Genomic DNA, 23,821 nt, shown 5'->3' with positions numbered 1-23,821 from the left:
TAACTTACCGTAGGCTTATCCTCCAGAATCAAAGGAGTGTGAGCCCGATGGCCACCACCGATCTGCCCTACGCCGACCGCCGCGACGAAGACATGCCCGGACACTGGATCCTGGCCAAGCTCGGGAAGCGCGTCCTGCGCCCCGGCGGACTGGAACTGACCGAGCACCTGCTCGCCGATGCCGACCTCGCGGACGCCGACGTCCTGGAGATCGCACCCGGTCTGGGGCGGACCGCCACCGAGATCCTCGCCCGATCGCCGCGCAGCTACCGCGGCGTCGAGGCCGACGAGGCGGCCGCGATGCTCGCCCGCGAAGCCGTCGGCGACCGCGGCACCGTCACCACCGGCGAGGCCCAGGCCACCGGCCTCGCCGATGACAGCGTCGACGTCGCCATCGGCGAAGCCATGCTCACCATGCAGTCGGACAAGGTGAAGACACAGATCGTCGACGAGGCCGTCCGCGTCCTGCGCCCCGGCGGGCGCTACGCGATCCACGAACTCGCACTGCACCCCGACACCCTCACCGATGAGCAGAAGACCGAGATCCGCCAGTCGCTGGCACGGTCGATCAAGGTCAACGCGCGTCCACTCACCGAAGCCGAGTGGCGCGAACTGCTCACCAACGCCGGATTCATCGTCGAGCAGGTGCGTTTCGCGCCGATGGCGCTGCTGCAGCCGCGACGGATCATCGCCGACGAGGGGCTCGGCGGCGCCTTGCGCTTCGTCGCGAACGTCATCCGCAACGGCGACGCACGCAAGCGTGTTCTCGGCATGCGCCGGACGTTCCGCAAGTACCAGGGCAACCTGGCGGCGATCGAGGTCATCGCCGTCCGCACCTGAGGCAGCCGAGGTTCTACCCTTCACCTAGACCCCGGCTCCGGATTCCCCGGCGGCCCCAATGAAGGAGAAGCACAATGTCCGAGTCCCCCGCCGAAACCGTCATCACCGGGCTCGCCGACACCGCCGTGAGCCGACCCGACTCCGGCGGTCCGGACATCAAGGCCCTCGCCCACCTCAACGGCGCAACCGTTGTCCGGCTCAGTTTCCGCAGCGGCCAGACGATGGCCGAGCACAACGCGCGCTGGCCGATCCTCGTCGTCAGCCAGGCCGGGCGCGTCGAGTTCACCGTCAATGACGAGACAACGGTGCTGACTCCCGGCACCGCGATCCACGTCGAAGCCGAGATCCCACACTCGCTGACCGCGACGACGGACTCGGCACTGTCCTTGATCGTATTGACCCCCAACCACACCGAGCACGCCACGCACCACTCCAAGTAGTCCCGAAAGGTCACCGATGAGATTCCTGCACACCACCCTGATCACCGGCGTGGCCGCACTGACCGCACTGGTCGGCGGCGCCACCATCGGGGGCACTGCGGCGGCCCTCCCGGCCAACTTCACCGTTTCGGCCACCAATCCGTCGGTCGCCGATTTCAACAGCATCGTGCAGTTCCTCGTCGCGACGCCGGCGTCGGACACGGCGAAGGCCGCCAACATCGAAGGCGGCGAAAGCGCCGTCGTGGTCCCGCGCACCGTCTACAACCTGGGCCTGTTCCGGGCCCCCAAGGGCTCCGCCGGCGTCAGCGGCCCGATCGTCCGTACGGACAGCCGCGCGACGCTGAAAATGCACGCCCGCTCGGCCGGCCGACCCGACATCAGCATGCCGATCGACTTCGTCTACCAGGGCAACTGGAAGTTGGCGTCGAGCTCGATGTGCCAGGGCGTGAAGACCGTCGGACTGCCGATCTACTGCAACGCCTGATGCAGTGAGCCTTTGCGCCCACGACCTGACGAAGCGTTACGGCGGGCGCACCGTGTTGCGCGGTGTTTCCGCGGTGGTGCCCGACGGGTCCCTGACCTATCTCCTCGGCCTCAATGGCGCGGGCAAATCCACCCTGCTGCGCTGCATGAGCGGGATCGCCACACCAGACCACGGGACCGTCGGGATCGACGGCCCGACGCTGGGAACGAGAGTGAACGGTCAGGGTTCAACACGCCCGGCCCGCCCCGGACCGCGCCTGCGGGAGCTGGGCGTGCACCTCGATCACGATGCCTTCCTCCCCCGCCACACCGGCCGGCGCCACCTGCGCTGGCTGGGTCGTTCGGCTGGGATCGGCCCGGGCCGTGTCGAGGAGGTGCTGGCCCTCGTCGGGCTCGCCGACGTCGCGGACCGCCGGATCGGCGACTACTCGCTGGGCATGCGGCAACGCGTCGGCATCGCCGGGGCGCTGCTCGGCGACCCACCGGCGCTGATCTTCGACGAGCCTTTCAACGGGCTCGACATCGCCGGCATCATCTGGCTGCGCACGCTGTTGCGCGAACTCGCCGACGACGGGCGGGCCGTCCTCGTCGCCTCCCATCTGCTCGACGAGGTGCGGCGCAACGCAGACCGGATTTTGGTGCTGCGCGACGGGGAGCTGATCGCCGACGACAAACTCAGCGGCTTCCTCAGCGACGCGGTCGACCTCGAATCGGCCTACCTGCGCACCGTCGGCGCGGCGCCACCGGCCGCCGGGCCGGGGACCTGTGGCGCGCCATGACGACAATCGCTCCCGCGGTCGCCGCCGAAGCGACGCGCGCCGGCGGCCGGCGCAGCCCATGGTGGTTGGTCGCCGTGCCGCTCGGGGTCGCCGTGCCAGTGGGGACGACCTACGCCGTTGCGGCCATCTCGGAACGCTTCGCAACGATGACCACGACGACGATCAGCGTCTCGGCGGCCGAGTCCACTAATTCGGTCTACTGGGTGATCAATCTGGGCGTACTGATCCTGGCGGTCGGCGCGGCCTACGCGCAGGCGTCGGCGACCCGCGGCGCGACCGCCGATACCGAGCGCTACCTGTTCGGCTCACCGTCGACAACCATCGCCGCGCGCGTCCTCTTCTACGGGTCGATCGCGGCAGGCCTGGCCCTGGCCATGGTCATCGGGCTGATGACGACCCTTCCCCGGCTGTTCCCCGTCGTGTATGGCACTGTCCGCCTGGCGTCGTCGGCCGGTCTCCGATTCTGCTGGACCGTCCCGCTCTTCGCGTTCTGTGCCGCTGCGCTCGGAGTCGGCTTGGCGGCACTTCTCGACTCCGCGGTCGCCACCGTTGCGGCTATCCTGCTGTGGGTCGGCATTGTCGAGAACGCCATCGCCCTGATTCCGAACGGCATGCGGGTACAGCAGTACATGCCGTACCTCAACGGGATCTACGGGACTGGCCAGCAGCTCGGCCTCAGCCCGCCGTGGGGGATCAACGGCGCCCTGGCGTACTTCTGCGGGATCGCCGCGGTGGCGGTCGCCGGTGGGATGGCGGCGGCCGCCCTCCGACGGATGCGGGACTGATCGCGCGTAGGTCGCACGGCCGCTACCCGGACTACCGCGCCACGCGAGGACAACCCCTCATCGTTTCGTCCATACAACACCGATTGGTGTTGTATGGACGAAACCATGCGGGTTAGAGGTTGATCATGTGGCCGATCGCGCCGTGGAAGACCTCTTGCAACGCCTCCGACATGGTCGGGTGCGTATGCACGTTGCGGGCCAGTTCATTAGCGGTGAGATCCCATTTCTGCGCGAGCGTCAGCTCCGGCAGGAACTCCGACACGTTGTCCCCGACGAGGTGCGCGCCGAGCAACTCGTCATGCGTCGTGTCGGTGATCAGCTTGACGAAGCCGGCGGTCTCGGCCAAACCCTGCGCCTTGCCGTTGGCCGAGAATGGGAACTTGGTCACCTTGACCGCATAGCCCTCGTCGCGCGCCTGCGCCTCGGTGAGCCCGAAGGAGGCAACCTGCGGCTGACAGAAGGTGGCGCGCGGCATCATCCGGTAGTCGCCGAGCGTCATGGTCTCAGCGCCGGCGATGGTCTCGGCCGCGACCACGCCCTGCGCCTCGGCGACGTGGGCGAGCTGCAGCTTCGCGGTGACATCGCCAATCGCGTAGATGCCGGGCACGTTGGTACGCATGTGGTCGTCGATGGCGATGGCACCGCGACCGGTGAGTTCGACGCCGGTGGTCTCGAGCCCGAACCCGGCGACCCGCGGTGCAAAGCCGACGGACATCAGTACCCGGTCGACGGTGAGCTCGCCCGGCTGATCCTTGGCGTCGGCGTACGTGACGGTGACCGACGAGCCGTTGTCGGCGACGGTCTGCACCTTCGTCGAGGTCAACAGCTTCACGCCGAGCTTCTTGTACTGCTTGGCGATCTCCTTGGAGATGTCCGCATCCTCGTTGGGCAGGACCCGATCCATGAACTCGATGATCGTGACGTCGACGCCGTAGTTGGCCAGCACGTAGCCGAATTCCATGCCGATTGCCCCGGCGCCGACGATGGCGATCGACGACGGCAGGTCACGGCTCATGATCTGGGTTTCGTAAGTGACGACATTGTCGGACAGTTCGACGCCGGGCAGCAGCTTCACCTCTGAACCGGTGTCGATGATGACATTGTCGAAGGTGATCTCGCGGTCGCCGACCATGATGGTCTTGGCGTCCCGAAACACTCCGTAACCGTCGATCTCGGTGATCTTGTTCTTCTTCATCAAGAAGTGGACACCCTTGACGATGCCGTCGGACACCGTGCGGCTGCGGTCGAAGGCGGCACCGAAATCGAAGGCCACCTCCCCGCTCATCCCGAAGATCGACGCCTGGTGGTTGAAGATGTGCGCCAGTTCGGCGTTGCGCAGCAATGCCTTTGACGGGATACAGCCGACGTTGAGGCAGACACCTCCCCACCACTTCTCTTCGATGACGGCAGTGGTGCGGCCGAGTTGGGCGGACCGGATCGCGGCCACGTACCCGCCGGGCCCAGCACCCAGGACAACGGTTTCAAAGTGTTCTGACACGACCTCAGCGTAGCGTCCGCGTCGTCGCGTCGCAGGGGACCCACGCCTACCCGTGAGTAACTTTCAATCGTCGATTGAATCACTGCTTGAGAAGTGGTGTACTGAGACCCGTGCCACCTGAAGCCGCGACCCGTGAGCGCCTCCTCGCCAGTGCCGAGGAACTGTTCACCACTGCCGCGTACGACACGGTGTCCGTACGCGCGATCTGCACCGCCGCACAAGCCAACGTGGCGGCCGTGCACTACCACTTCGGGACCAAGGAGGACCTCGTCGTCGCTCTTCTCGACGACCGGCTGGTCCCCCGCTGGACGTCGGCACTGACAGCGCTGACCGCGTCGTCGACCGTGCCCGATCTCGTCGACGCCGTACTCAGCCCCTTCACCGAGATCCAGTCCGAGGCCCTCGGCAGGACCTACCTGCACCTCCTCGCGCGGATCGTCGCCGATGCCCCACAGACTCGGTGGCCGGCCGCCTCGGGCGGCTGGACGTCACTGCGCCAGTGGAGCGGCCGACTTCCCGGCCTTGACGAGAAGGCCGCCCGCACGCGCTGGTCCCTCGCCTTCGATTTGATCCTCACCGCGTTCGGTCGCGCCGACCGCGCCCCGCTCGCCGACGATGAACTGCGCGCGCTGCGCGCCTTCGTGATCGCCGGCCTTGCCGCCCCACCCGTCTGACGCACCTCCCCCGTTCCATCCGCCCATCCCACCCCGAAGGCAACCACCATGACGACACCGATCCGCGACCCCTTCGCCCCAGCCCGACTCGGACCGCTGCGCACCCGCAATCGCCTCATCAAATGCGCCACCTTCGAAGGGATGACGCCCGACGCGCTGGTCACCGATGAGCTGATCGAGTTTCACCGCGAGGTCGCCGCCGGTGGTGCCGCCATCAGCACCGTCGCCTATTGCGCCGTCGCGCCGGAGGGCCGCACCGACCGTCATCAGATCTGGTTGCGCCCCGACGCGGTCGCAGGGCTGCACCGCCTCACCGACGCGATTCACGCCGAAGGCGCCCTGGCCGCAGCACAGGTCGGGCACGCCGGCGCGGTGGCCAATTCCGCTTCCAACGGCGCCCGGGCCCTGTCCGCAAGCCGCATCCCGGCCCCGATGGGGATGTCGATGACTCATTCCCCCGATGCCGATGAGATCGCCGCCCTGGTGCGCACCTTCGCCGACGGCGCCCGGCTCGCCGTCGACTCCGGATTCGACGCGCTGGAACTGCATTGCGGCCACAATTACCTGCTGTCCAGCTTCCTGTCACCGCTGCTCAACCGCCGCCGCGACGGTTACGGTGGTTCCCTGGTCAACCGAGCACGCTTCGCCCGCGAGGTGGCGGCAGCCGTGCGGGACGCGGTCGGCGACGACGTCGCGGTGTGGGTGAAGCTCAACATGTACGACGGGACTCCCCGGCGTGGGCCGCTGCGCGGGTTCGACGTCGACGAGGCCTGCGAGGTCGCCCGGCTCTTCGAAGCCGACGGACACCTCGACGCCATCGAGCCGACGGCCGGCAGCTCGCTGCTCAACCCGATGTACCTGTTTCACGGCGACGCGCCGCGCAAGGAGTTCGCCCAGGCTTTCTCCGGTGCGATGCGCTGGGGCCTCAAGGCCGGCGGACCGATCTTCTTGAAGCACTACCCATACCACGACACGTACCTGCTCCCGCTGGCGCGAGAGCTCCGCGCTGCGGTGCGAATGCCACTCATCCTTCTCGGCGGCGTCACCGATCGGGCATCGATCGCGACCGCGATGAACGAGGGGTTCGACTTCGTCGCCATGGGCCGGGCGCTGCTGCGCGAGCCGGACCTGCCCAACCGGCTGGCGCTCGACCCGACCGTCCAGTCGCGTTGCACTCACTGCAACTTGTGCATGCCAACGATCTACACCCACACCCGCTGCCCGATCCGTACCGGCGAAGTTCCCGAGTGAGGACCACGTCTTCTCGGCTTGACCGACAAAACCGCTGAGACAGCCGTAGCGTCATCGGCAGGTGGGCCCGGAAACCACGGCACCGGGATCAACGACACAGAAAGTAGTAGGTGGCAACACGTATGTGCACTCGTGTGATGTGGCCCAATGCCAACGGCGCCGTCGTCGTCGGACGCAACATGGACTTCCACATGGATCTTCGCACCAACCTGTGGAAGCTGCCCCGCGGCGTCAAGCGCGACGACCGGGTCGAGGGAAAGCTCAGCTGGACGGCCAAGTACGGCAGCGTCATCGCCGGCGTCTTCGACATCCTGTCCACCGACGGCATGAATGAGAACGGGCTGGCCGGGCACATCCTGTGGCTCGCCGAGTCCGAGTACGGCGTGCCGGACGACTCGCGCCCCCAGCTCGCCATGTCGGTGTGGCTGCAGTACTACCTCGACAACTTCGCGACCGTTGCCGAGGCGGTCGACTGGACGCAGGAGAACGACCCGCAGATCATTCCCATGGCCGACCCCACCGGCGGCAGCCAGCCGGCATTACACCTCGCACTCGATGACGCGGCCGGCGACTCGGCGATCTTCGAGTACCTCGACGGCACGCTCAATATTTATCACAACAAAGACTATGTGGTGATGACTAACTCGCCCAGCTACGATCAGCAGCTCGAGTTGGTCAAGAAGTTCTCCGGACTGGGTGGCGACGATCCGCTCCCGGGGACGTGTGACGCCGCCGACCGGTTCGCCCGCGCGCTCTACTACGTCGGTCGCCAGGTGCAGCCGACCACCCCGACCCAGGGCATCGCGGCGATGTTCAGCATCATCCGCAATGCCGCACAACCGTTCCGGACGCCGGAGCCGGGCAAGCCCGATGCCTCGCAGACGGTGTGGCAAACCGTCAGCGACCTCACCAACCTGCGTTACTTCTTCGAGTCCACGACCCGCCCCAATATCGTCTGGGTGGATCTGAAGGAGATGGACTTCAGCGACGGCTCCGGCGAGGAAAAGCTCGACCTCATCAATCGACTCGAAGTCGAGAACGGGCTCTCGGGAAACGTCACCAAGAAGTTCAAGAAGCATCACCGGCTGCACATCGTCTCAATCAAGCAGGCCAAGCTCCTGGGCGAGGCGGTCGTAACGGCGAAGGCCCTCGTCGGCGACGCCAAGAAGCACACCGAGGTGCAAGACCTCGTCGACGAGAAGCGCGCCGAACTCCTCGCCGCCGAGTAGTACCGGGCCCTGACATGATGGACCGATGACCGACACCGATCCCAACGCATGGCTCGAAGACATCGACGGCGAGCGGCAGCTCGAATGGGTGCGCGAGCAGAATGAGCGGGCGCTGGAAACCCTTGCTGCCACACCGCACTTCGAGAAGATTCGCAGCCAGACGCTGGAGATTCTCGACGACGACAACCAGATCCCCGGTGTCGTGCGCCGCGGCGAGCACCTCTACAACTTCTGGCGCGACGCGACGAACCCGCGTGGATTATGGCGACGCACCTCCCTCGATTCTTATCGGACCGACGCGCCCGACTGGGATGTCCTCATCGACGTCGATACCCTCGCCGAGCACGAGCAGGAGAACTGGGTGTGGGCCGGCGCCCGAGTGCTGCGCCCCCGCGACGGGTCCGGTCTGTGGCGCCACGTGCTGGTCTCGCTGTCGCGCGGTGGGGCCGACGCCTCGGTGATCCGCGAGTTCGACTTGCATACGCGCACCTGGGTGGCACCCGAAGCCGGCGGATTCGCGCTGCCGGAGGCGAAGTCGACGATGAGTTGGCTCAACCCCGACACCGTCTACGTCAGTACCGACTTCGGCGAGGCGCCCGATGGACATCGGTCTCTCACCGAATCGGGCTACCCACGCATCACCAAGCGGTGGGTTCGCGGCACCCACCTGGCCGATGCCAACACCGTCTTCACCGGCGAGTACACCGATGTCTCCGCGGGCGCCTCGTACGACAGCACGCCCGGCTTCGAGCGACACTTCGCCGCACGCTCCACTGACTTCTACAACTCGTTGACCTATCAGTTCGAACCGGGCACCGGTGAACTAACACTCATCGACGTGCCCACCGATGCACACGCCGCGCCCTATCGTCAGTGGCTCTTCGTCATCCCACGATCGCCGTGGGAGAGCGGCGGCACCGTTCACGTGCCGGGCAGCCTGCTGGTCTTCGACTACGAAGCATTTCTCGCCGGCGACCGTACCGCCGTCGTGCTCTTCACCCCCGACGCCTCGACCAGCCTCGCCGATTACGCGATGACCCGCTCGCACCTGATTCTGACCACGCTGCACGATGTCTCGACCCGGGTCTGCCTGCTGACCCTGGGGGAATGGGAGCGGGCGACGCTCAACGGCCTGCCCGAACTGGCGACCATCTCGATTCTCGGCACCGATCCCGAGGACGGCGACGAACTCTTCGCGTCAGCAAGCACGTTCACCACGCCGCCGACGCTGCTCCACGGCACCACGGTCGACGGCGTGGAGCCGATCAAGCACTCGCCCGAGTTCTACGACGCCAGCGATGTGATCGCCGAACAGTTCTTCACCCCCTCCGACGACGGGACGGCCATCCCCTATTTCGTCGTGCGCCGGCGGGACGTCGAATCGGGCCCGACCCTGCTCTACGGCTATGGCGGATTTCAGAATGCGCTGGTTCCCGGCTACGCGGCCGGCCCGGGCCGGAACTGGATCACCGACGGCGGGATATACGTCATTGCCAATATCCGGGGGGGTGGCGAATACGGGCCGACCTGGCACACGCAGACCCAGAAGTCCGGGCGGCACAAGGTCTACGAGGACTTCTCGTCGGTTGCCAAAGCGCTGGTCACCAACGGCCTCACCACCGTCGCACAGTTGGGGGCGATGGGCGGGTCCAACGGCGGCCTACTGATGGGAGTGATGGCGACCCGTTATCCCGAACTCTTCGGCGCATTGGTGTGTCAGGTGCCGCTGATCGACATGCGCCGCTATCATACGATGCTCGCCGGGGCATCGTGGATGGCCGAGTACGGCGACCCCGACGATCCCGACGAATGGGCGTTCATCGAGCCGTTCTCGCCGTACCACAACGTCCGGGCAGACGTCGACTACCCGCCGATTCTCATCACGACCTCGACGCGCGACGACCGCGTGCACCCGGGGCATGCGCGCAAGTTCGCCGCGCTACTGGAGCAGACCGGACACCACGACGTCTGGTACTACGAGAACATCGAGGGTGGACACGGCGGGGCCGCCGACCACAAACAGGCGGCCTTCCTCGCCGCGCTGGCGTACGAGTTCCTCTGGCAGCGGCTGCGGGCCGGCACCGACGGTTAATGGTCCATCGTTGCGGCGACGTACCGGCCGATGGCCACCATGCCCAGCGCTGTCGGGTGCAGCGGCGCGCCGACGCTCGCCGGGACGAGGCCGAAGAAGTACTGCCGGTTCGGCGGTGCGCACATGTCATGGCCCGCGCTCATCGCGGCAAGGTCCACGAACTGCATCCCGCGCCGCTGCGCCTGCCCGGCCATCACCGTGTTGGCATGGGCGACCACCGCGCGCAGATAGTCGGCGTCGGCGGGGGTGACCGGCTGGGACGCGCACCCGCCGGCGCGCACGTAAGTGCCGTAGCCGACGACGACGACCTTCGCGTTGGGGGCGGCGCGGCGGATCGCATCCAGCGTTTGGCCCCACTTCGGCCGCTGGCGGTCGATGCGGATCTCGAGTTCGTCGATCCCGCCCCGGCGATAGCGCTGACTACAGGGGACTGACCCGGGCAGTTCCGCGCAGGACAGTGCGACGGAGAACATCTTCACGTCGTTGAGGCCGATCGTCAGCGTCACCAGGCGGGTGTGCACCGAGAGCAGCGACGTCTGCACCGGGACTGTTCCGGCCGGGGTGCGCTGCAGGACGGCGGACACGTTCTCCGACGTTGCCGACGAGCACGTCGCATCGCGCAGCCGCACCCCGATGCGGTCGGCCAGGACGGCCGGATAGTTCCGCTGCGCGCGCAGACATCCGGGCACAGTCAAGTCCTGCGGCGCAATCAGCGGACCGGCCGCCGCGGAGTCGCCGAGCGCCACGTACTCGCCGCGGAGCGGCGTCGCGCCAGCCGGCTGCGCGCACAACGTTCCCAGGGCCAACACTGTTCCGATGACCAACACTCCGGCAGCGATCGCCGCGAACCGCGGACCTCGAGGCAACTGAGGCACCACACCCCCTTCAGATCACCCAGGTGAATTGATACGCGGTCGAGACGACGATCAGCCCGCCGAAGCAGGGCACCGCGATCTCTCGCGGCGCCCTGCTTCTCGAGGACTCGGCGTGGCAAGCCGTGCGCTAACCGCGAACGGCGCTACGGACTACGCCTGGATCAGATACACCAAACCAACGCTGCGGAGCCAGGCATCGGGATGGTGATGCAGAAGTTGAGTGAACCCTTGACAGGGGTCGCCTTTACCGCCGGGGACGGCGCCGTGGCGGGAGCGGCATAGGCGGCCGGAGCGGCAAACACGCCAACAGCCAAGGCGCCGCCGACGATGCCCATCGCGAGTGGAATTCGATTCATCATGACTTCTCCTGTTGTTCCAGACTGGGCCGGTTCTCCGGTCACTGACGCCTGACTCGTCGAGTGTATTCCTCGATCGCCGCCGATCGGGGACGTCGGATCAAAAAAAATGTGCGCCGCCATTTTGCCGTGCTGGTTGGTGATTGGCTGTTCGATGGAAGCCGACGCCGGCGGCCCCCGGTTGGCGGCTGCTCAGTTCGAGTAGCGAATCGAACCGCTGCTCAGGCACACCTTGCCGGAGTTGGACTCCCAGGCGAAGGCGAAGCCGCCGGCGCACGCGGTCCCGCGTGGCGTCGATATGGCTTTGCCGCCCCAGCCGCCGACGGCCAGCGACTGCCCGCCGCGATCGGCCTGCGCAACGGAGAAGGCGCCGGGCCCGGTAGCGAACGATTGTGCGTTGCCGCCGCGCTGCGCGCCGGCCAGTGCCGTCGACTTGCGATCCAACGTGCGGGCATCTGCTCGGCCGCGACTCGTGGCGACGGCGACGGCGGTCCCCTCCCCGCTGGTGTCCTCGGCACGGGCGGTGCTGCCCTGCCCGGCACGGGCACCGCATCCGCTGTCGCCCAGCACCTTCTGCTGACTGGAACCGTTCACCGCCTGGCACAGGGTGCCCGCCGACGCTGACGTGGCGCCACCGACAACGACGGAGAGCCACGCCCCCGCCGCGATCACGCCGGCAGCGGCGACGACTCGGGCGACCATCATCCTTTGGCCCGCTTCAGCACCTCTTTGGTCAGCCCCTTCTTCGCGGTGTCGACGGCGGTCTTCTGACCCTGGCGGACGATCAAGCCGGGCAGTTTCACCTTCAGCTCGATATCAAGCGAAAAGTCGACCCGCGAACCCTTGTCAGTCGCGGTGATGGTGTAGACGCCGTGCTGCTCGGCCAGCTGGGTGCCCTCGATGAGGTCCCAGGTGCACGAGTTGTCGGTCCACTGGTAGTTGAGTGTCTGCTCATCGGTGATCGGGCCCATCGACACCTTGACCTTGACCACCTTCGGCAGGCCGTCGTCGTACTCTTCGAGGACCTCGGCCGTCTTGTGTGGACCCGACCATTCGGGAAGCGACTCAATGTCATGCAGAACTTCCATGACCACTGACGGTGGTGCGGCAATATCGAATTTCGTATTCGCGGAGACTCCCATGGCAGTCAACCTACCTTGCCGGGGCCCCTGCGCGTCACGTCTCCCGGTCGATGAGCCGGAATGGCCAGGCTTCGTCAGGAATCTCCGCCGTCGTCATTGGTTTGTCGACCGCGGTGAACCATCCTCGATAGTGCAGGATCTCCCCGATCACCGGATTGCGGACGGTCGCATCGCACCGGAAACGCTGATGCTTTTCGTCCCAGCCTTCGATGTATTTCATCTGGACCACAAAGGGTCCCCGCATCGAAATCTTGGGTCCGCGCAACCAGCGCGCCGGACCACTCTCCAGCAGGAGTGAGCCGTCCTCGGTCACCGATGGCTCGATGGGGTACAGCAATTCGGGTCCGTCGCCGAAATAGTCGACGAAGCCGTCACGCCCGTCGACGATCACCGAGTTCAGGTGGCGGTCGCCAGTCGAATAGCCGAAGGTGCGCAGAACTGCCAGACACTCGCGGCCCAATTCGTCGCGGTAACAGTAGTTCCCCGCCTCAAAGGGCACCATCCGGCTGGTCTTCGAGGGCATGGCGTTGCGCTTGCCGTAATACCAGACCAGGGGCGGTGCGAAGGCGGGGGTGATGTAGATCGATTCGATCAGGCCCGTCATCAACTGCGCGACGCCGGCGGTGGAGTCGATCCCATAGCGCCACTGCATATTGGGGTGCAGTCGGTCGAACTCAGAACCCAGCGCCACACGGTAGACCGGCGTCATCGGCTGCACTCCCTTCGGCGAATCGACCGAAAGAATACATACTACTAGTCATACCCGACCCGGGTGACGGCCACCGCAGGTGGGCCGGTGGCGCGCCTCGAACAAGCGTCGGGGCCGACCATCCGCCTTGGATGACCGGCCCCGATTGCGCTCGTTGACGAGAAGCGGGCTTAGAAGCCCATGCCACCCATCTCATCGCCACCCGGCATGGCCGGGGCCGCGTTCTTCTCCGGCTTGTCGGCGACGACGACCTCGGTGGTGAGGAACAGTGCCGCGATCGACGCCGCGTTCTGCAGCGCCGAGCGGGTGACCTTCACCGGGTCGTTGATGCCGGCCTTGAGCAGGTCCTCGTACTCGCCGGTGGCGGCATTGAGGCCGGTGCCCTTCTTGGCATGGCGGATCTTGTCGGCGACGACGCCGGGCTCGAGACCGGCGTTGATCGCGATCTGCTTGGCCGGAGCCTCCAGTGCGACGCGCACGATGTTGGCACCGGTCGCCTCGTCACCCTCGAGATCGAGCTTGTCGATCGCATCCTCGGATTGGAGGAGTGCTACGCCACCGCCGGCGACGATGCCCTCTTCGACGGCTGCCTTCGCGTTGCGCACAGCGTCCTCGATCCGGTGCTTGCGCTCCTTGAGCTCCACCTCGGTGGCCGCGCCGGCCTTGATGACCGCAACACCGCCGGCCAGCTTGGCCAGACGCTCCTGCAGCTTCTCCCGGTCGTAGTCGGAATCGCTGTTCTCGATCTCCTGGCGGATCTGGGCCGTGCGGCCATCGATCTGCGCCTTGTCGCCGGCACCGTCGACGATCACGGTCTCGTCCTTGGTGACGACGACCTTGCGGGCGGTACCCAGCGACTCGACTCCGGCGCCCTCGAGCGACAGCCCGACCTCTTCACTGATGACCTCGCCACCGGTGAGGATGGCAATGTCGGCAAGCATGGCCTTGCGACGGTCGCCGAAGCCCGGTGCCTTGACGGCGACGGACTTGAACGTGCCGCGCAGCTTGTTCACGACCAGGGTCGAGAGGGCTTCACCCTCGACATCCTCGGCGATGATCAGCAGCGGCTTGCCGGCCTGGATGACCTTCTCCAGCAGGGGCAGCAGGTCCTTGACGGTCGCGATCTTGCTCGAGACGAGCAGGATGTAGGGATCCTCGAGGATGGCTTCCTGACGGTCCGGGTCGGTGACGAAGTAACCCGAGATGTAGCCCTTGTCGAACCGCATGCCCTCGGTCAGCTCCAGCTGAAGGCCGAACGTGTTCGACTCCTCAACGGTGATGACGCCTTCGTTGCCGACCTTGTCCATCGCCTCGGCGATGAGATCGCCGATGGCCGGGTCACCGGCGGAAATGCCTGCGGTGGCAGCGATCTGCTCTTTGGTCTCAACTTCTTTGGCACTCTTCAGCAGTGCCGCGGTGACCGTCTCGACGGCCTTCTCGATGCCGCGCTTGAGGCCCATCGGGTTGGCACCCGCGGCAACGTTGCGCAGGCCCTCGCTGACGAGCGCCTGGGCCAGCACGGTGGCCGTGGTGGTGCCGTCGCCGGCGACGTCGTCGGTCTTCTTGGCGACTTCCTTGACCAGCTCGGCGCCGATCTTCTCGTACGGCTCCTCCAAGTCGATCTCCTTGGCGATGGAAACACCGTCATTGGTGATCGTGGGGGCGCCCCACTTCTTCTCCAGAACGACGTTGCGGCCCTTGGGTCCCAACGTCACTTTGACTGCGTCGGCGAGGGTGTTGAGACCCCGCTCGAGGCCACGGCGGGCCTCTTCGTCGAACGCGATTTGCTTGGCCATTGGTAAGTGATCCTCCGGTAGGGGGTGACACTAGGTTTCGTATGTCGGTGCGATGCCCGCGACGGACGACCGGCGTGTCAACGACCGGTCTCATCGTCCCAACTGGCACTCACGGTAGGAGAGTGCCAACTCCGTTTCTAGCACTCCCCCTGTAAGAGTGCAACGTCAGAGGCCGAGGGGCCCGGTCCACCCCGGGCCGCGATTCGCCTTCAGTTCGTCTTTCGGTTGAGTCCGAGCTGATCGGTGATGACAGCGAACGGGTCGGTTTGATCGGTGAGCCCGACGACGTTGGCCGCGCCAGGGCCGTAGGCCGCAATACGCACCTGGCCGCCGCTGTGCTGCTGCTCCCCAGCCTCCACGGACGTGCCGTAGCTAACCGTCATCGGCGCGCCGTCGGCCGTCATCAATGTCCGGGTGAGCCCCGGGGTGTCGGTTCCGCCCCCGACGATCTGGGTGGAATGCGCATGGTCGCCGGTGACGATCACCAGGGTGTCCTTCTGTTTGCGCGCGTAATCGAGCGCGACAGTCACCGCGTCGGACAGCTGTACCGTCTCGCCGATCTGTCCACACGGGTCCGCCTCGTGCGCCGCCTTGTCGATCGATGCCGACTCCACCTGGAGGAAGAAGCCCTTGCCGTCCCGGGCGGCGCCGAGCAGACCGATCGCGCTGCGCGTCATGTCGCCGAGCTTGGGCGTCTGCGCGGTAAACCGGGGGTTGGGGGCGCACCGGAGCGCCGGCGCGACTGCCCCGTGCGGCGTCGCTGTCGCCTTGTCCCAGATGCGCGGCAGGTTGCCGTCCGCGAAGAGCCCCAACAGCGGTTCGTCCTGATCGGCCGCCGTCACCGCACGCAACTCCTGCGCCGACCGCACTATCCGGTACCCGCGTTCCTTGGCCTGCGCCGCCAGAGTCCGGTCACGGTATCTGCCCGCTGTCGCCGTCTGCGCGAACGTCCCCCAGCCGCCGCCCAGCGTCACGTCGGCGCGGGCGGCCAGCAACTGCTCGGTAATCGATCCCGCGCCACCGTTCTCGGCGGCGTTCGCCGGGCACTTCTGCGCTGTCTCCGCCGGCCCGTAGCACTTGCGGTGGGTCACGTGGGCGACTTGCACCGCGGGCGTCGCATCCTGCAGCTCGGCAGTGGTCACGTTGCCGGTGGCCAGACCATTCGCCTTGGCGAGCTCCAGAATCGTTCGCTGCGGACGCCCCTCAAGGTCGACCGAGATCGCGCCGTTGTAGGTCTTGGTCCCCGTCGACCAGGCGCTGCCCGCGGCAGCCGAATCGGTGGTGTAGTCCGGTTTCCCGGTCGTCTTGTCCAACGAGTAGGTGGTGTACTCGCCGGTGAGCGGTAGGTCGTCGACGCCGGGAATCCGGCCGGCCGCTCCCCACTGGTAGTTGCGGGCCATGGTGTACTCCTGATTCGCCGCGCCATCACCAATGATCAGAATGACGTTGCGAGCCCCCGCCCGCTGGATCGAGTCGGCGATCGCTCCGGTCTGATCGCCGGTCAGGCGTCGCGCCCCTCCGTTCTCGGCCAGACGTCCCGCACCCGTGCGGTCGATCCGCACTCCCGCCGCCGTCTTGCCGTCGACCCCTGGTCCCGGGGCGCCACAACCGGCGAGGGTCAGCGTGAGTGCAGCGGTGGCGACGACGAGCGGCGTGGTGCGCATCCGGTCACCCCAGCACGCCAGGGTGAACAGCACGGAAACGACGGCGCGCGGCGAAGCCCGTCAGTCCTGGATCCGCGCGAATGGACGCTCGGCCTCCAACTGGTAGGCCAACTCCAGGAGCATCTGCTCCTGACCCAGGTCGGCGCCGAAGTGCAAGCCGATCGGCAGGCCGTCTGCGCTCTGCGCCAGCGGCAGGCTGATCGCCGGCGAGCCGGAAGTATTGTTGGCCGGGGTAAAGGTCACGTAGTTGATCAGTCGCTCAAAGATCTCGTCGAAGTCTCCGCCGGGATCGAGGTAGCCGATCTTCGGCGTCGTATGACCCAGCGTCGGCGAGTACACCACGTCGAAGTCCTCAAAGAGCGCATGGAACTGCTTAGTCGACTTCTGCAGTCCCATCAGCACTCCCGGTGTTCGCCAGAACCGCTTGATGAACGTCCTCGACAGACCTGCGGTAAACGGGTCGAGCTTCGATCGGTCGAATCCCTTGTCCAGCACGCGCTTTCCGAAATGATCGAGACTGAATGCGAGTAGCGCCCAATAGTCGGTGAACTGCTGCACGTAGTTGCGGTTCACGGGCAGCGGAACCCGGTCGATCATATGACCCTGCGCCGCCAACAGTTCGGCGACCGACTCGAGCGCCACGGAGGTCTGGGCGTCGAGCAGTCCGCCAGTGATCGACTCCGAGATCAGCGCGATTCGCAGTTTGCGGCCGCTCGGCCCCTCGACGAGCCCCAGCTCGGGCATGTTCTTACCGGGGGCGTACCGCTGGGTGTCGGCGAGAAAGTGTGCCGTGTCGCGCACTGTCCGCGACACGATGCCGTTAGAGATCAGGTCAATCGGCATGCCCTTCGCCTCCGCCGACGCAACGACCCGATCGCGGGTGGGCTTGAGCCCGACGAGGCCACAGCAGGCGGCCGGGATCCGGATCGAGCCGCCGCCGTCGTTGGCGTGGGCAATCGGCAGCGCTCCGGCGGCGACCAGCGCGGCCGCCCCACCCGACGAGGCTCCGGCGGAGTACTCGGTGTTCCAGGGGTTGCGGGTGGGCGGACGGTCAACGAATTCGGTAGACGCGGTCAGACCGAAAGCAGGCAAGGTCGTCGCACCGAGGATATTGATCCCCGACGCCAACATCTGGTCGGTGAACCCCTCATTGCGATCGGCCGGGGTCGGCGGCACGGCGGCCGACCCATGCTGTGTCGGGATCCCGGCGAAGAGCGTGTTGTTCTTGATCATCGATGGGACGCCACGCAGCGAGCCGTCCGGGAAATCTCCCGCCGCGGCCCGCGCCAGCCCCCGCCGGCGGTCGTCCTGCGCCACCGCATTCAGCTGGGGCTCCACCGCATCGATCCGTGCCAGCGCGGCACGTGCTGCTTCCTCGGCCGAGAAGTTCCCGGCCCGCAGGGCTTGGGCGATGCCCACCGCATCCAGCTCGCCCAGGCAGTCGTCGGTAAAGGCACTCACCTTTGTCATGGCAGCTGTCATGGCAGCCGAGGCTACACGGGTGGTCGTCACACGATCGGCACGGTTCCCGGCCACTCGCCAACCGAACGGGGGTATCAAGGAACCATGCAGCTGAAACTCTCCGCCGACGAGGTCGCCTTCCGCGATGAGATCCGCAGATTCTTCACCACCGAGATACCCGCCGACGTCCGCGAGCGCGCTGCCGCCGGCCGGGTTCGCTACCCGGACGACATCGCGACGACGATGCGGATCCTGGACGGGGGCGGCCTGTGCGTCCCGCAGTGGCCGGTCCAGTGGGGCGGGCAGGACTGGAGTCCCATCCAGCACCACATCTGGCGCGAAGAACTGGCGCTCTGCTCGGTCCCCGACCCGCTGCCGTTCAATACCGCCATGGTCGGCCCGGTCATCGCCGAGTTCGGGTCGCAGGCGCAGAAGGAACGCTTCCTGCCCTCAACCGCGAACTGCGACATCTGGTGGTGCCAGGGCTTCTCGGAGCCGGAAGCCGGTTCCGACCTCGCGTCGCTGAAAACGCGCGCCGTCCGCGACGGCGACGAATGGGTCGTCAACGGCCAGAAGACGTGGACAACGCTCGGGCAGTACGCCGACTGGATCTTCGCCCTCGTGCGCACCAACCCCGACGCCCCCAAACGACAGGCCGGTATCAGCTTCCTGCTCATCGAGATGAACTCGCCCGGCATCGACGTGCGGCCGATCGAACTGATCGACGGCGGCTACGAGGTCAACGAGGTCTTCTTCAACGACGTGCGGGTACCCGCCGATCAACTCGTTGGCGAGGAGAACGCCGGCTGGTCGTACGCGAAGTTCCTCCTCGGCAACGAGCGCACCGGCGTCGCCCGCGTCGGCCAGACCAAGATGGCGCTCGCGCGCGCCAAGAAGCTCGCCGGGCAGACGAAGGCCGCCGGTGGCAGCCTGCTCGACGAACCACTGTTCGCCGCGCGGCTCGCCGAACTCGAGAACGAACTCCTCGCCCTCGAACTCACCCAGCTGCGCGTTGTCGCCTCCTCCGCCGATGGCCGGCCCAACCCCGCGTCGAGCCTGCTCAAGTTGCGTGGCAGCGAACTTCAGCAGGCGGCGACAGAGATCCTCGCCGATATCGCCGGAACCAACTCGCTCGCCGTCGCGCCGCCCGACCCGGCCGCGGCCAACGGGACCGCCGACATCGCCGCCCCGCCCTGGGCGCAGCAAGCCGTGCCCACCTACCTCAACTACCGCAAGGTCTCGATCTACAGCGGCAGTTCCGAGGTCCAGCGCCAGATCATCGACAAAGCCGTCCTCGGCCTCTAAGGAGCGTTCGACACCATGGATTTCGAACTCAACGCAGAACAGGGCATGCTGCGCGACACCGTGCGCGACGCGCTGACCAAGACTTACGACATTGAAACGCTGCGCGCGGTGACCGACACCGAGCGCGGCTGGGACCCGACGGTGTGGAAGTCGCTGGCCGACATCGGCATCCTCGCCCTCACCATCGACGATGCCGACGGCGGCATGGGCGCCGGCCCGGTTGAACTGGGTGCGGTGCTCGGCGAGATCGGCCGCAGCCTCGCACCCGAGCCCTACCTGTACGGCGTCGTCGTCCCCGCCGCCCTCCTCGCCGACACCGACGAAAGCCCCCTGCGCACCGAACTCCTCGAGGGACTGGCGGGGGGCGACCTGCTGATGGCGTTCGCCAACACCGAGGAGAACGACCGGTGGCCGAGCACGGCAGTCACCACCGCCGCAGCCGGTTCCGGCGATGCCGTAACCCTGACCGGCACGAAGACCGAAGTGCTCGCCGGTGATAGCGCAGACCGGCTGATCGTCTCGGCCCGCGACGATGCCGGCACCATCGGCCTGTATGCCGTCGAAGCCGGCGCAGCGGGGGTCATGCGGACCCCGTTCCGCACCCACGATCGTCGCCGTGGCGCGCAGATTGTCCTGGCCTCCGCGCCGGCGACCCGGCTCGCGTCGGGTGATCGCGCCGGCGAAGCGCTGCGCCGCGTCGACATCCTCACACAGACGGCGCTGTGCGCCGAGGCGGTCGGCGCCATGGAGCGGGCGCTGGAGCTGACCGTGGAGTACTTGAAGACCCGTAAACAGTTCGGCGTGACCCTGGCCACCTTCGAAGCGCTCACCCACCGCGCCGCAGATATGTATGTGCTCCTCGAATTGGCCCGCAGCCTCAGCTCGTACGCGACCGGAACTCTGGCCGAGGGAACCGCCGACGAGATCGTTGCATCACGGGCCAAACTCCAGATCTGCCGATCGGCCCGCCAGATCGGCCAGGAGGCGATCCAGATGCACGGTGGAATCGGCATGACCGCGGAGTACCCCGTCGGCCACTACGTCAGTCGGCTCACCGCGATCGGCCACACCCTGGGCGACGCCGACGCGCATTTGTCCCGCCTGGCCAACTCGATCACGGACTGGGACATGGTGTCGATAGGGTGAGCGCATGAAGAGTCTGTTTTTTGACAACCTCGCCGACATCGCCGCCTATGGTCTGCTCGGAATCGTGGTTCTCATCGTCGGCTACGTCGCACTCGATGTGGTGACACCGGGCAACCTGCGCACTCTGCTGTGGCGGGAAGACCACCCGAACGCAGTACTCCTGACCTCGGGGTTTCTCATCTCCCTCGGCGTCGTCTACGCGGCCGGTGCGCGCGCCGGCATGATGGCCGACCAGCGATGGCAGGGCCTGCTGTTCGCCGCGCTCTATTCGCTGGTGGCGATCGCGGTGATGTGTTTCTCATTCGTCCTCGTCGACTGGTTGACGCCCGGACGTCTCGGCGAACTGCTCCTGGGCGGCAACACGGCCGTGGTCTGGGTCAACATCGTCGTGTTCGTCATCCTCGGGGTATCCATGGGTGCGGTGCTCTAGGCGGGCGCAGTAGGGTGGCCCGCAACTGATCCGTCGGGCGGAACTGACCGATGGCGCGACGAAAGACGACTCAATGGCTGAAGCGACCGAACTACTCGAGGCATCGTTGACGATCGACGCCACCCCCGAAGCCGTATGGGCCGTTGTCTCCGACCTTCGCCGGATGGGCGAATGGAGCCCGCAGTGCCGCAAGATGTTCATCCGCGGCAACCCGGTGGGCGTGGGCACCCGCACCATCAATATCAATCGCCGCGGCGCACTGGTGTGGCCGACGCAGTCGACGATCGTCCGTTACGAGAAGAACAACACAATCGCCTGGCGGGTTGCCGAGAACCACACCGTGTGGTCCTACCAGATCACCCCGCAGGGTGACGGCGTGCTACTCACCGAACGCCGGGAGGCCCCCGGCGGTCAAACCACCGCGGTGTCGAGCGCCCTGGTGAACATGTTGATGGGTGGGCGGCACGATTTTGAGGCGGAGCTGCGCGTCGGGATGGCCGACTCCCTCGACAAGATCAAACGCGCCGCCGAAACCGCGGCCAAGTAGCCGTGGCCCGCCGCCCGCACCACCCCGGCGCCCCCGCGGAAACCGGACTCGCACACCTTTCCACGCTCGCCAAACAGACCATCCCGCCACTGCATCCGGCGGGTATCCCGTTCGTGGCGGCCCCCGCCGCCGTCGCGGTGCTGGCCCGGCGCCGCAAGTGGATCGCACGGCCGGCCTGGGCGCTGTCGGCGGCGTGCGCCGCGTTCTTCCGCCACCCCGGCCGCGTCCCACCGACACATCCTGGAACCGTGGTCGCCGCCGCCGATGGCGAGGTCGCGCTCGTCGATACCGCTGTTCCGCCGGTCGAGCTCGGCCTGGGCTCGGTCGAGTTGCCCCGCGTCTCCACCTTCCTCTCGGTCTTCGACGTCCATGTGCAGCGGGTTCCGGTTTCGGGCACCGTCACCGCGCTGCAGCACACCCCGGGCGCATTCCTCTCCGCGGATCTGCCCGAGGCCAGCTGCGCCAATGAGCGGACCTCGATGACCATCCGCACCGACTCCGGCGCGCAAATCGGCGTCGTCCAGATTGCGGGCCTGATCGCACGGCGGATTGTCAACGACGCCAACGTCGGCCAGCAGCTGACCATCGGCGACACCTATGGACTGATCCGCTTCGGGTCGCGTGTCGATGTGTACCTCCCGGCCGGAACGACGCCGACGGTGCTCGTCGGACAGCGGACCGTCGGCGCCGAGACTCCGCTGGCAGTACTGCTGTGATGCGGGTCGCGGGGGTTCACCGGTCAACGCGCCGCTCGCGCCGAGGCCCCGCCGCGCCGACCGCCGGACCGCCGCGCTCGGCGCTAATGATCATCCCGTCGGCCTTGACGATCCTCGCCGTCTGCGCCGGGCTGACCGCGGTGCGCTTGGCGGCGGTGAACCGGCTCGACCTCGCCTTGGTCCTCGTCGTCGGTGCGGCACTCCTCGACGGCATCGATGGCCGTGTCGCACGATTGATGAACGCCACCTCCAAGATCGGCGCCGAACTCGATTCGCTGGCCGATGCCATCAACTTCGGCGTCGTGCCTGCGCTCATCCTGTCCGCGACATTAATGAGCGGCCACGATCTCGGGTGGGCCATTGCACTGGTCTATTGCTGTGCGATCATCCTGCGGCTGGCACGATTCAACACGCTGACCGACGACGAGAACGCGCCGGGCTACACCCGCGACTTCTTCGTCGGCGTGCCGGCACCCGCGGCGGCACTCATCGCACTGGGTCCGGTCGGTCTCCACCAGGGGCTGGGGGACGGTTGGTGGAGCTCGTTTCCCGCGGTCGGCGTATGGACGCTGCTGGCCGCGTTCCTGGCCATCAGCCGCATTCCGACCTCGTCCCTCAAGGCAACAACCAAGCTTTCCCGGTCGGCCCTCGCGCCGGCCCTGGTTATCTTCGCCGCCGCGGCGGCTTTGCTCGTGACCTACCCCTACGCGCTGATGGTCGCCGTCATCGCGGCCTACCTCGTGCACATTCCGTTCGCATGGTGGGCCAACCGCTGGGTTGCAGCACGCCCCGAACACTGGGAGACTCTGCCCGCCGAGCGGCGCCGCCACCGGCGGATGACGAGCAAGCGGCGCCCCATCCTGCGGAAGTCACAGGCGCGACTCGGTCTGCGGCGTCCACCCACTGGAAAATAACCCCCCAGGGGGTTATTGTGGTGGCATGGAATTCACCATCGCCGCCGACCTGCCCATCCCCTACGACGAGGCCGTTACCCGAACCCGCGCCGGGCTCGCCGACGCCGGTTTCGGGGTGCTCACCGAGATCGACATCAAGGCCACCCTCAAGAAAAAGCTCGACGTCGACGTCGCACCGAAGATCATCCTCGGGGCGTGCCAGCCCTCGTTCGCTCACGCCGCACTGCAGGCCGACCCGCGCATCGCGGTCATCATGCCCTGCAACGTCGTCGTCTCTGCCAACGGCGAGGCGGGCAGCCGGATCGAGATCCTCGACCCGGGCACGATGGAAAAGTTCACCGGGGCCGCCGAACTCGGCCCGATCGCAGCAGACGCCCGCGCACGACTGACCGACATGCTCGACTCCCTGGTCACCGGGGCCGGTGCGTGATGCAGCTCCCCGCCGACGAACTCAAGCCGATCCTGACCCGCTTACGCCGGGCCAACGGACATCTCGCCTCGGTGATCCGCATGCTGGAAGAAGGCTCCGAATGTGAAGACGCCCTGACCCAGCTCGCCGCCGTCGACAAGGCGATCGCCCGCAGTGGCTACGCACTGGTGGCCACCGGTCTGCAACACTGCATGCGCACCGAGGGCCCCGACAACGTCGACCCAGAGAAGCTGGAGCGCCTGTTCCTATCGCTGGCGTAA

General features: G+C 66.9%; 25 protein-coding genes. 17 read left to right on the top strand and 8 right to left on the bottom strand.

The features are described 5' to 3' along the window. Positions 1 to 47 precede the first annotated feature (47 nt). The 5 genes from B4M62_RS01975 (at position 48) to B4M62_RS01955 (ending at position 3,326) form a co-directional block, all read left to right on the top strand. Positions 48 to 839, top strand: coding sequence for a methyltransferase domain-containing protein (locus B4M62_RS01975; protein WP_290704381.1), 792 nt, complete (start codon positions 48 to 50; stop codon positions 837 to 839). 74 nt (positions 840 to 913) lie between these two features. Then, positions 914 to 1,279 (top strand): cupin domain-containing protein, encoded by a 366-nt coding sequence (locus tag B4M62_RS01970; RefSeq protein ID WP_290704379.1) that lies wholly within the window; start codon positions 914 to 916, stop codon positions 1,277 to 1,279. A 16-nt stretch (positions 1,280 to 1,295) separates the two neighbouring features. Then, positions 1,296 to 1,763, top strand: coding sequence for a hypothetical protein (locus B4M62_RS01965; protein WP_290704377.1), 468 nt, complete (start codon positions 1,296 to 1,298; stop codon positions 1,761 to 1,763). A gap of 4 nt (positions 1,764 to 1,767) precedes the next feature. Then, complete coding sequence (locus B4M62_RS01960) at positions 1,768 to 2,541, top strand: ABC transporter ATP-binding protein (protein WP_290704375.1); 774 nt, start codon at positions 1,768 to 1,770, stop codon at positions 2,539 to 2,541. After that, entirely contained in the window at positions 2,538 to 3,326 is a 789-nt protein-coding gene (locus B4M62_RS01955) for an ABC transporter permease (protein ID WP_290704373.1), read from the top strand. The genes B4M62_RS01960 and B4M62_RS01955 overlap by 4 nt, the downstream gene beginning before the upstream one ends. 112 nt (positions 3,327 to 3,438) lie before the next feature. On the opposite strand, the gene lpdA is transcribed toward B4M62_RS01955, so the two are convergent. Beyond that, complete coding sequence (lpdA, locus tag B4M62_RS01950) at positions 3,439 to 4,824, bottom strand: dihydrolipoyl dehydrogenase (protein ID WP_290704371.1); 1,386 nt, start codon at positions 4,822 to 4,824, stop codon at positions 3,439 to 3,441. 110 nt (positions 4,825 to 4,934) lie between these two features. Here lpdA and B4M62_RS01945 point away from each other — a divergent pair, with 110 nt between their 5' ends. The 4 genes from B4M62_RS01945 to B4M62_RS01930 all read left to right on the top strand — a co-directional run bounded on the left by B4M62_RS01945 (position 4,935) and on the right by B4M62_RS01930 (position 10,070). After that, the gene (locus B4M62_RS01945; RefSeq protein WP_290704369.1) at positions 4,935 to 5,498 is read left to right on the top strand and encodes a TetR/AcrR family transcriptional regulator; all 564 of its coding nucleotides are present in this window, start codon (positions 4,935 to 4,937) and stop codon (positions 5,496 to 5,498) included. A 48-nt stretch (positions 5,499 to 5,546) separates the two neighbouring features. Beyond that, positions 5,547 to 6,749 (top strand): NADH:flavin oxidoreductase, encoded by a 1,203-nt coding sequence (locus B4M62_RS01940; protein ID WP_290704367.1) that lies wholly within the window; start codon positions 5,547 to 5,549, stop codon positions 6,747 to 6,749. A 122-nt stretch (positions 6,750 to 6,871) separates the two neighbouring features. After that, positions 6,872 to 7,978 carry a linear amide C-N hydrolase gene (locus tag B4M62_RS01935; protein WP_290704365.1) on the top strand — a complete coding sequence of 369 codons (1,107 nt, stop codon included), beginning with the start codon at positions 6,872 to 6,874 and terminating at the stop codon, positions 7,976 to 7,978. 25 nt (positions 7,979 to 8,003) lie between these two features. Beyond that, entirely contained in the window at positions 8,004 to 10,070 is a 2,067-nt protein-coding gene (locus tag B4M62_RS01930; RefSeq protein WP_290704356.1) for a prolyl oligopeptidase family serine peptidase, read from the top strand. Here the strand turns inward: B4M62_RS01930 and B4M62_RS01925 are convergent. From B4M62_RS01925 to B4M62_RS01895, 7 genes are all read right to left on the bottom strand, one after another. Continuing rightward, entirely contained in the window at positions 10,067 to 10,945 is an 879-nt protein-coding gene (locus tag B4M62_RS01925) for an SGNH/GDSL hydrolase family protein (protein WP_290704351.1), read from the bottom strand. The two genes, B4M62_RS01930 and B4M62_RS01925, sit on opposite strands and share 4 nt — an antisense overlap. A gap of 548 nt (positions 10,946 to 11,493) precedes the next feature. Continuing rightward, a complete protein-coding gene (locus tag B4M62_RS01920; RefSeq protein WP_290704348.1) occupies positions 11,494 to 12,006 on the bottom strand; it encodes a DUF6764 family protein in 513 nt (170 codons plus the stop codon). Next, entirely contained in the window at positions 12,003 to 12,443 is a 441-nt protein-coding gene (locus B4M62_RS01915) for an SRPBCC family protein (protein WP_290704345.1), read from the bottom strand. Before B4M62_RS01915 ends, B4M62_RS01920 begins: the two co-directional genes overlap by 4 nt. 34 nt (positions 12,444 to 12,477) lie before the next feature. After that, positions 12,478 to 13,152, bottom strand: coding sequence for a DUF4166 domain-containing protein (locus tag B4M62_RS01910; protein WP_290704342.1), 675 nt, complete (start codon positions 13,150 to 13,152; stop codon positions 12,478 to 12,480). A gap of 170 nt (positions 13,153 to 13,322) precedes the next feature. Next, positions 13,323 to 14,948, bottom strand: a complete 1,626-nt coding sequence (gene groL / locus B4M62_RS01905) for a chaperonin GroEL (RefSeq protein WP_290704339.1) — start codon at positions 14,946 to 14,948, stop codon at positions 13,323 to 13,325. Positions 14,949 to 15,157: 209 nt separating this feature from the next. Beyond that, entirely contained in the window at positions 15,158 to 16,612 is a 1,455-nt protein-coding gene (gene phoA / locus B4M62_RS01900) for an alkaline phosphatase (RefSeq protein ID WP_290704336.1), read from the bottom strand. 60 nt (positions 16,613 to 16,672) lie between these two features. Next, complete coding sequence (locus tag B4M62_RS01895; RefSeq protein WP_290704499.1) at positions 16,673 to 18,082, bottom strand: amidase; 1,410 nt, start codon at positions 18,080 to 18,082, stop codon at positions 16,673 to 16,675. Between the two features lie 96 nt (positions 18,083 to 18,178). Between B4M62_RS01895 and B4M62_RS01890 the strand changes: the two genes are divergently transcribed. The 8 genes from B4M62_RS01890 (at position 18,179) to B4M62_RS01855 (ending at position 23,821) form a co-directional block, all read left to right on the top strand. Next, complete coding sequence (locus tag B4M62_RS01890) at positions 18,179 to 19,378, top strand: acyl-CoA dehydrogenase family protein (protein ID WP_290704334.1); 1,200 nt, start codon at positions 18,179 to 18,181, stop codon at positions 19,376 to 19,378. Positions 19,379 to 19,393: 15 nt separating this feature from the next. Further along, positions 19,394 to 20,524: an acyl-CoA dehydrogenase family protein gene (locus B4M62_RS01885; RefSeq protein WP_290704331.1), complete on the top strand. Its 1,131-nt coding sequence runs from the start codon at positions 19,394 to 19,396 to the stop codon at positions 20,522 to 20,524. A 4-nt stretch (positions 20,525 to 20,528) separates the two neighbouring features. Then, the gene (locus B4M62_RS01880; RefSeq protein ID WP_290704328.1) at positions 20,529 to 20,954 is read left to right on the top strand and encodes a DUF350 domain-containing protein; all 426 of its coding nucleotides are present in this window, start codon (positions 20,529 to 20,531) and stop codon (positions 20,952 to 20,954) included. 73 nt (positions 20,955 to 21,027) lie between these two features. Continuing rightward, positions 21,028 to 21,501, top strand: a complete 474-nt coding sequence (locus B4M62_RS01875) for an SRPBCC family protein (protein WP_290704325.1) — start codon at positions 21,028 to 21,030, stop codon at positions 21,499 to 21,501. 2 nt (positions 21,502 to 21,503) lie between these two features. Further along, positions 21,504 to 22,217: a phosphatidylserine decarboxylase gene (locus B4M62_RS01870; protein ID WP_290704322.1), complete on the top strand. Its 714-nt coding sequence runs from the start codon at positions 21,504 to 21,506 to the stop codon at positions 22,215 to 22,217. 104 nt (positions 22,218 to 22,321) lie between these two features. Beyond that, entirely contained in the window at positions 22,322 to 23,131 is an 810-nt protein-coding gene (locus tag B4M62_RS01865; RefSeq protein WP_414651756.1) for a CDP-alcohol phosphatidyltransferase family protein, read from the top strand. A gap of 25 nt (positions 23,132 to 23,156) precedes the next feature. Beyond that, positions 23,157 to 23,561 (top strand): DUF302 domain-containing protein, encoded by a 405-nt coding sequence (locus B4M62_RS01860; protein ID WP_290704319.1) that lies wholly within the window; start codon positions 23,157 to 23,159, stop codon positions 23,559 to 23,561. Further along, the gene (locus B4M62_RS01855) at positions 23,561 to 23,821 is read left to right on the top strand and encodes a metal-sensitive transcriptional regulator (RefSeq protein WP_290704492.1); all 261 of its coding nucleotides are present in this window, start codon (positions 23,561 to 23,563) and stop codon (positions 23,819 to 23,821) included. The genes B4M62_RS01860 and B4M62_RS01855 overlap by 1 nt, the downstream gene beginning before the upstream one ends.

Source organism: Gordonia sp. UBA5067 (assembly GCF_002414845.1).
GTDB lineage: Bacteria > Actinomycetota > Actinomycetes > Mycobacteriales > Mycobacteriaceae > Gordonia > Gordonia defluvii.
This window is presented reverse-complemented; position numbering and strand designations above follow the sequence as displayed.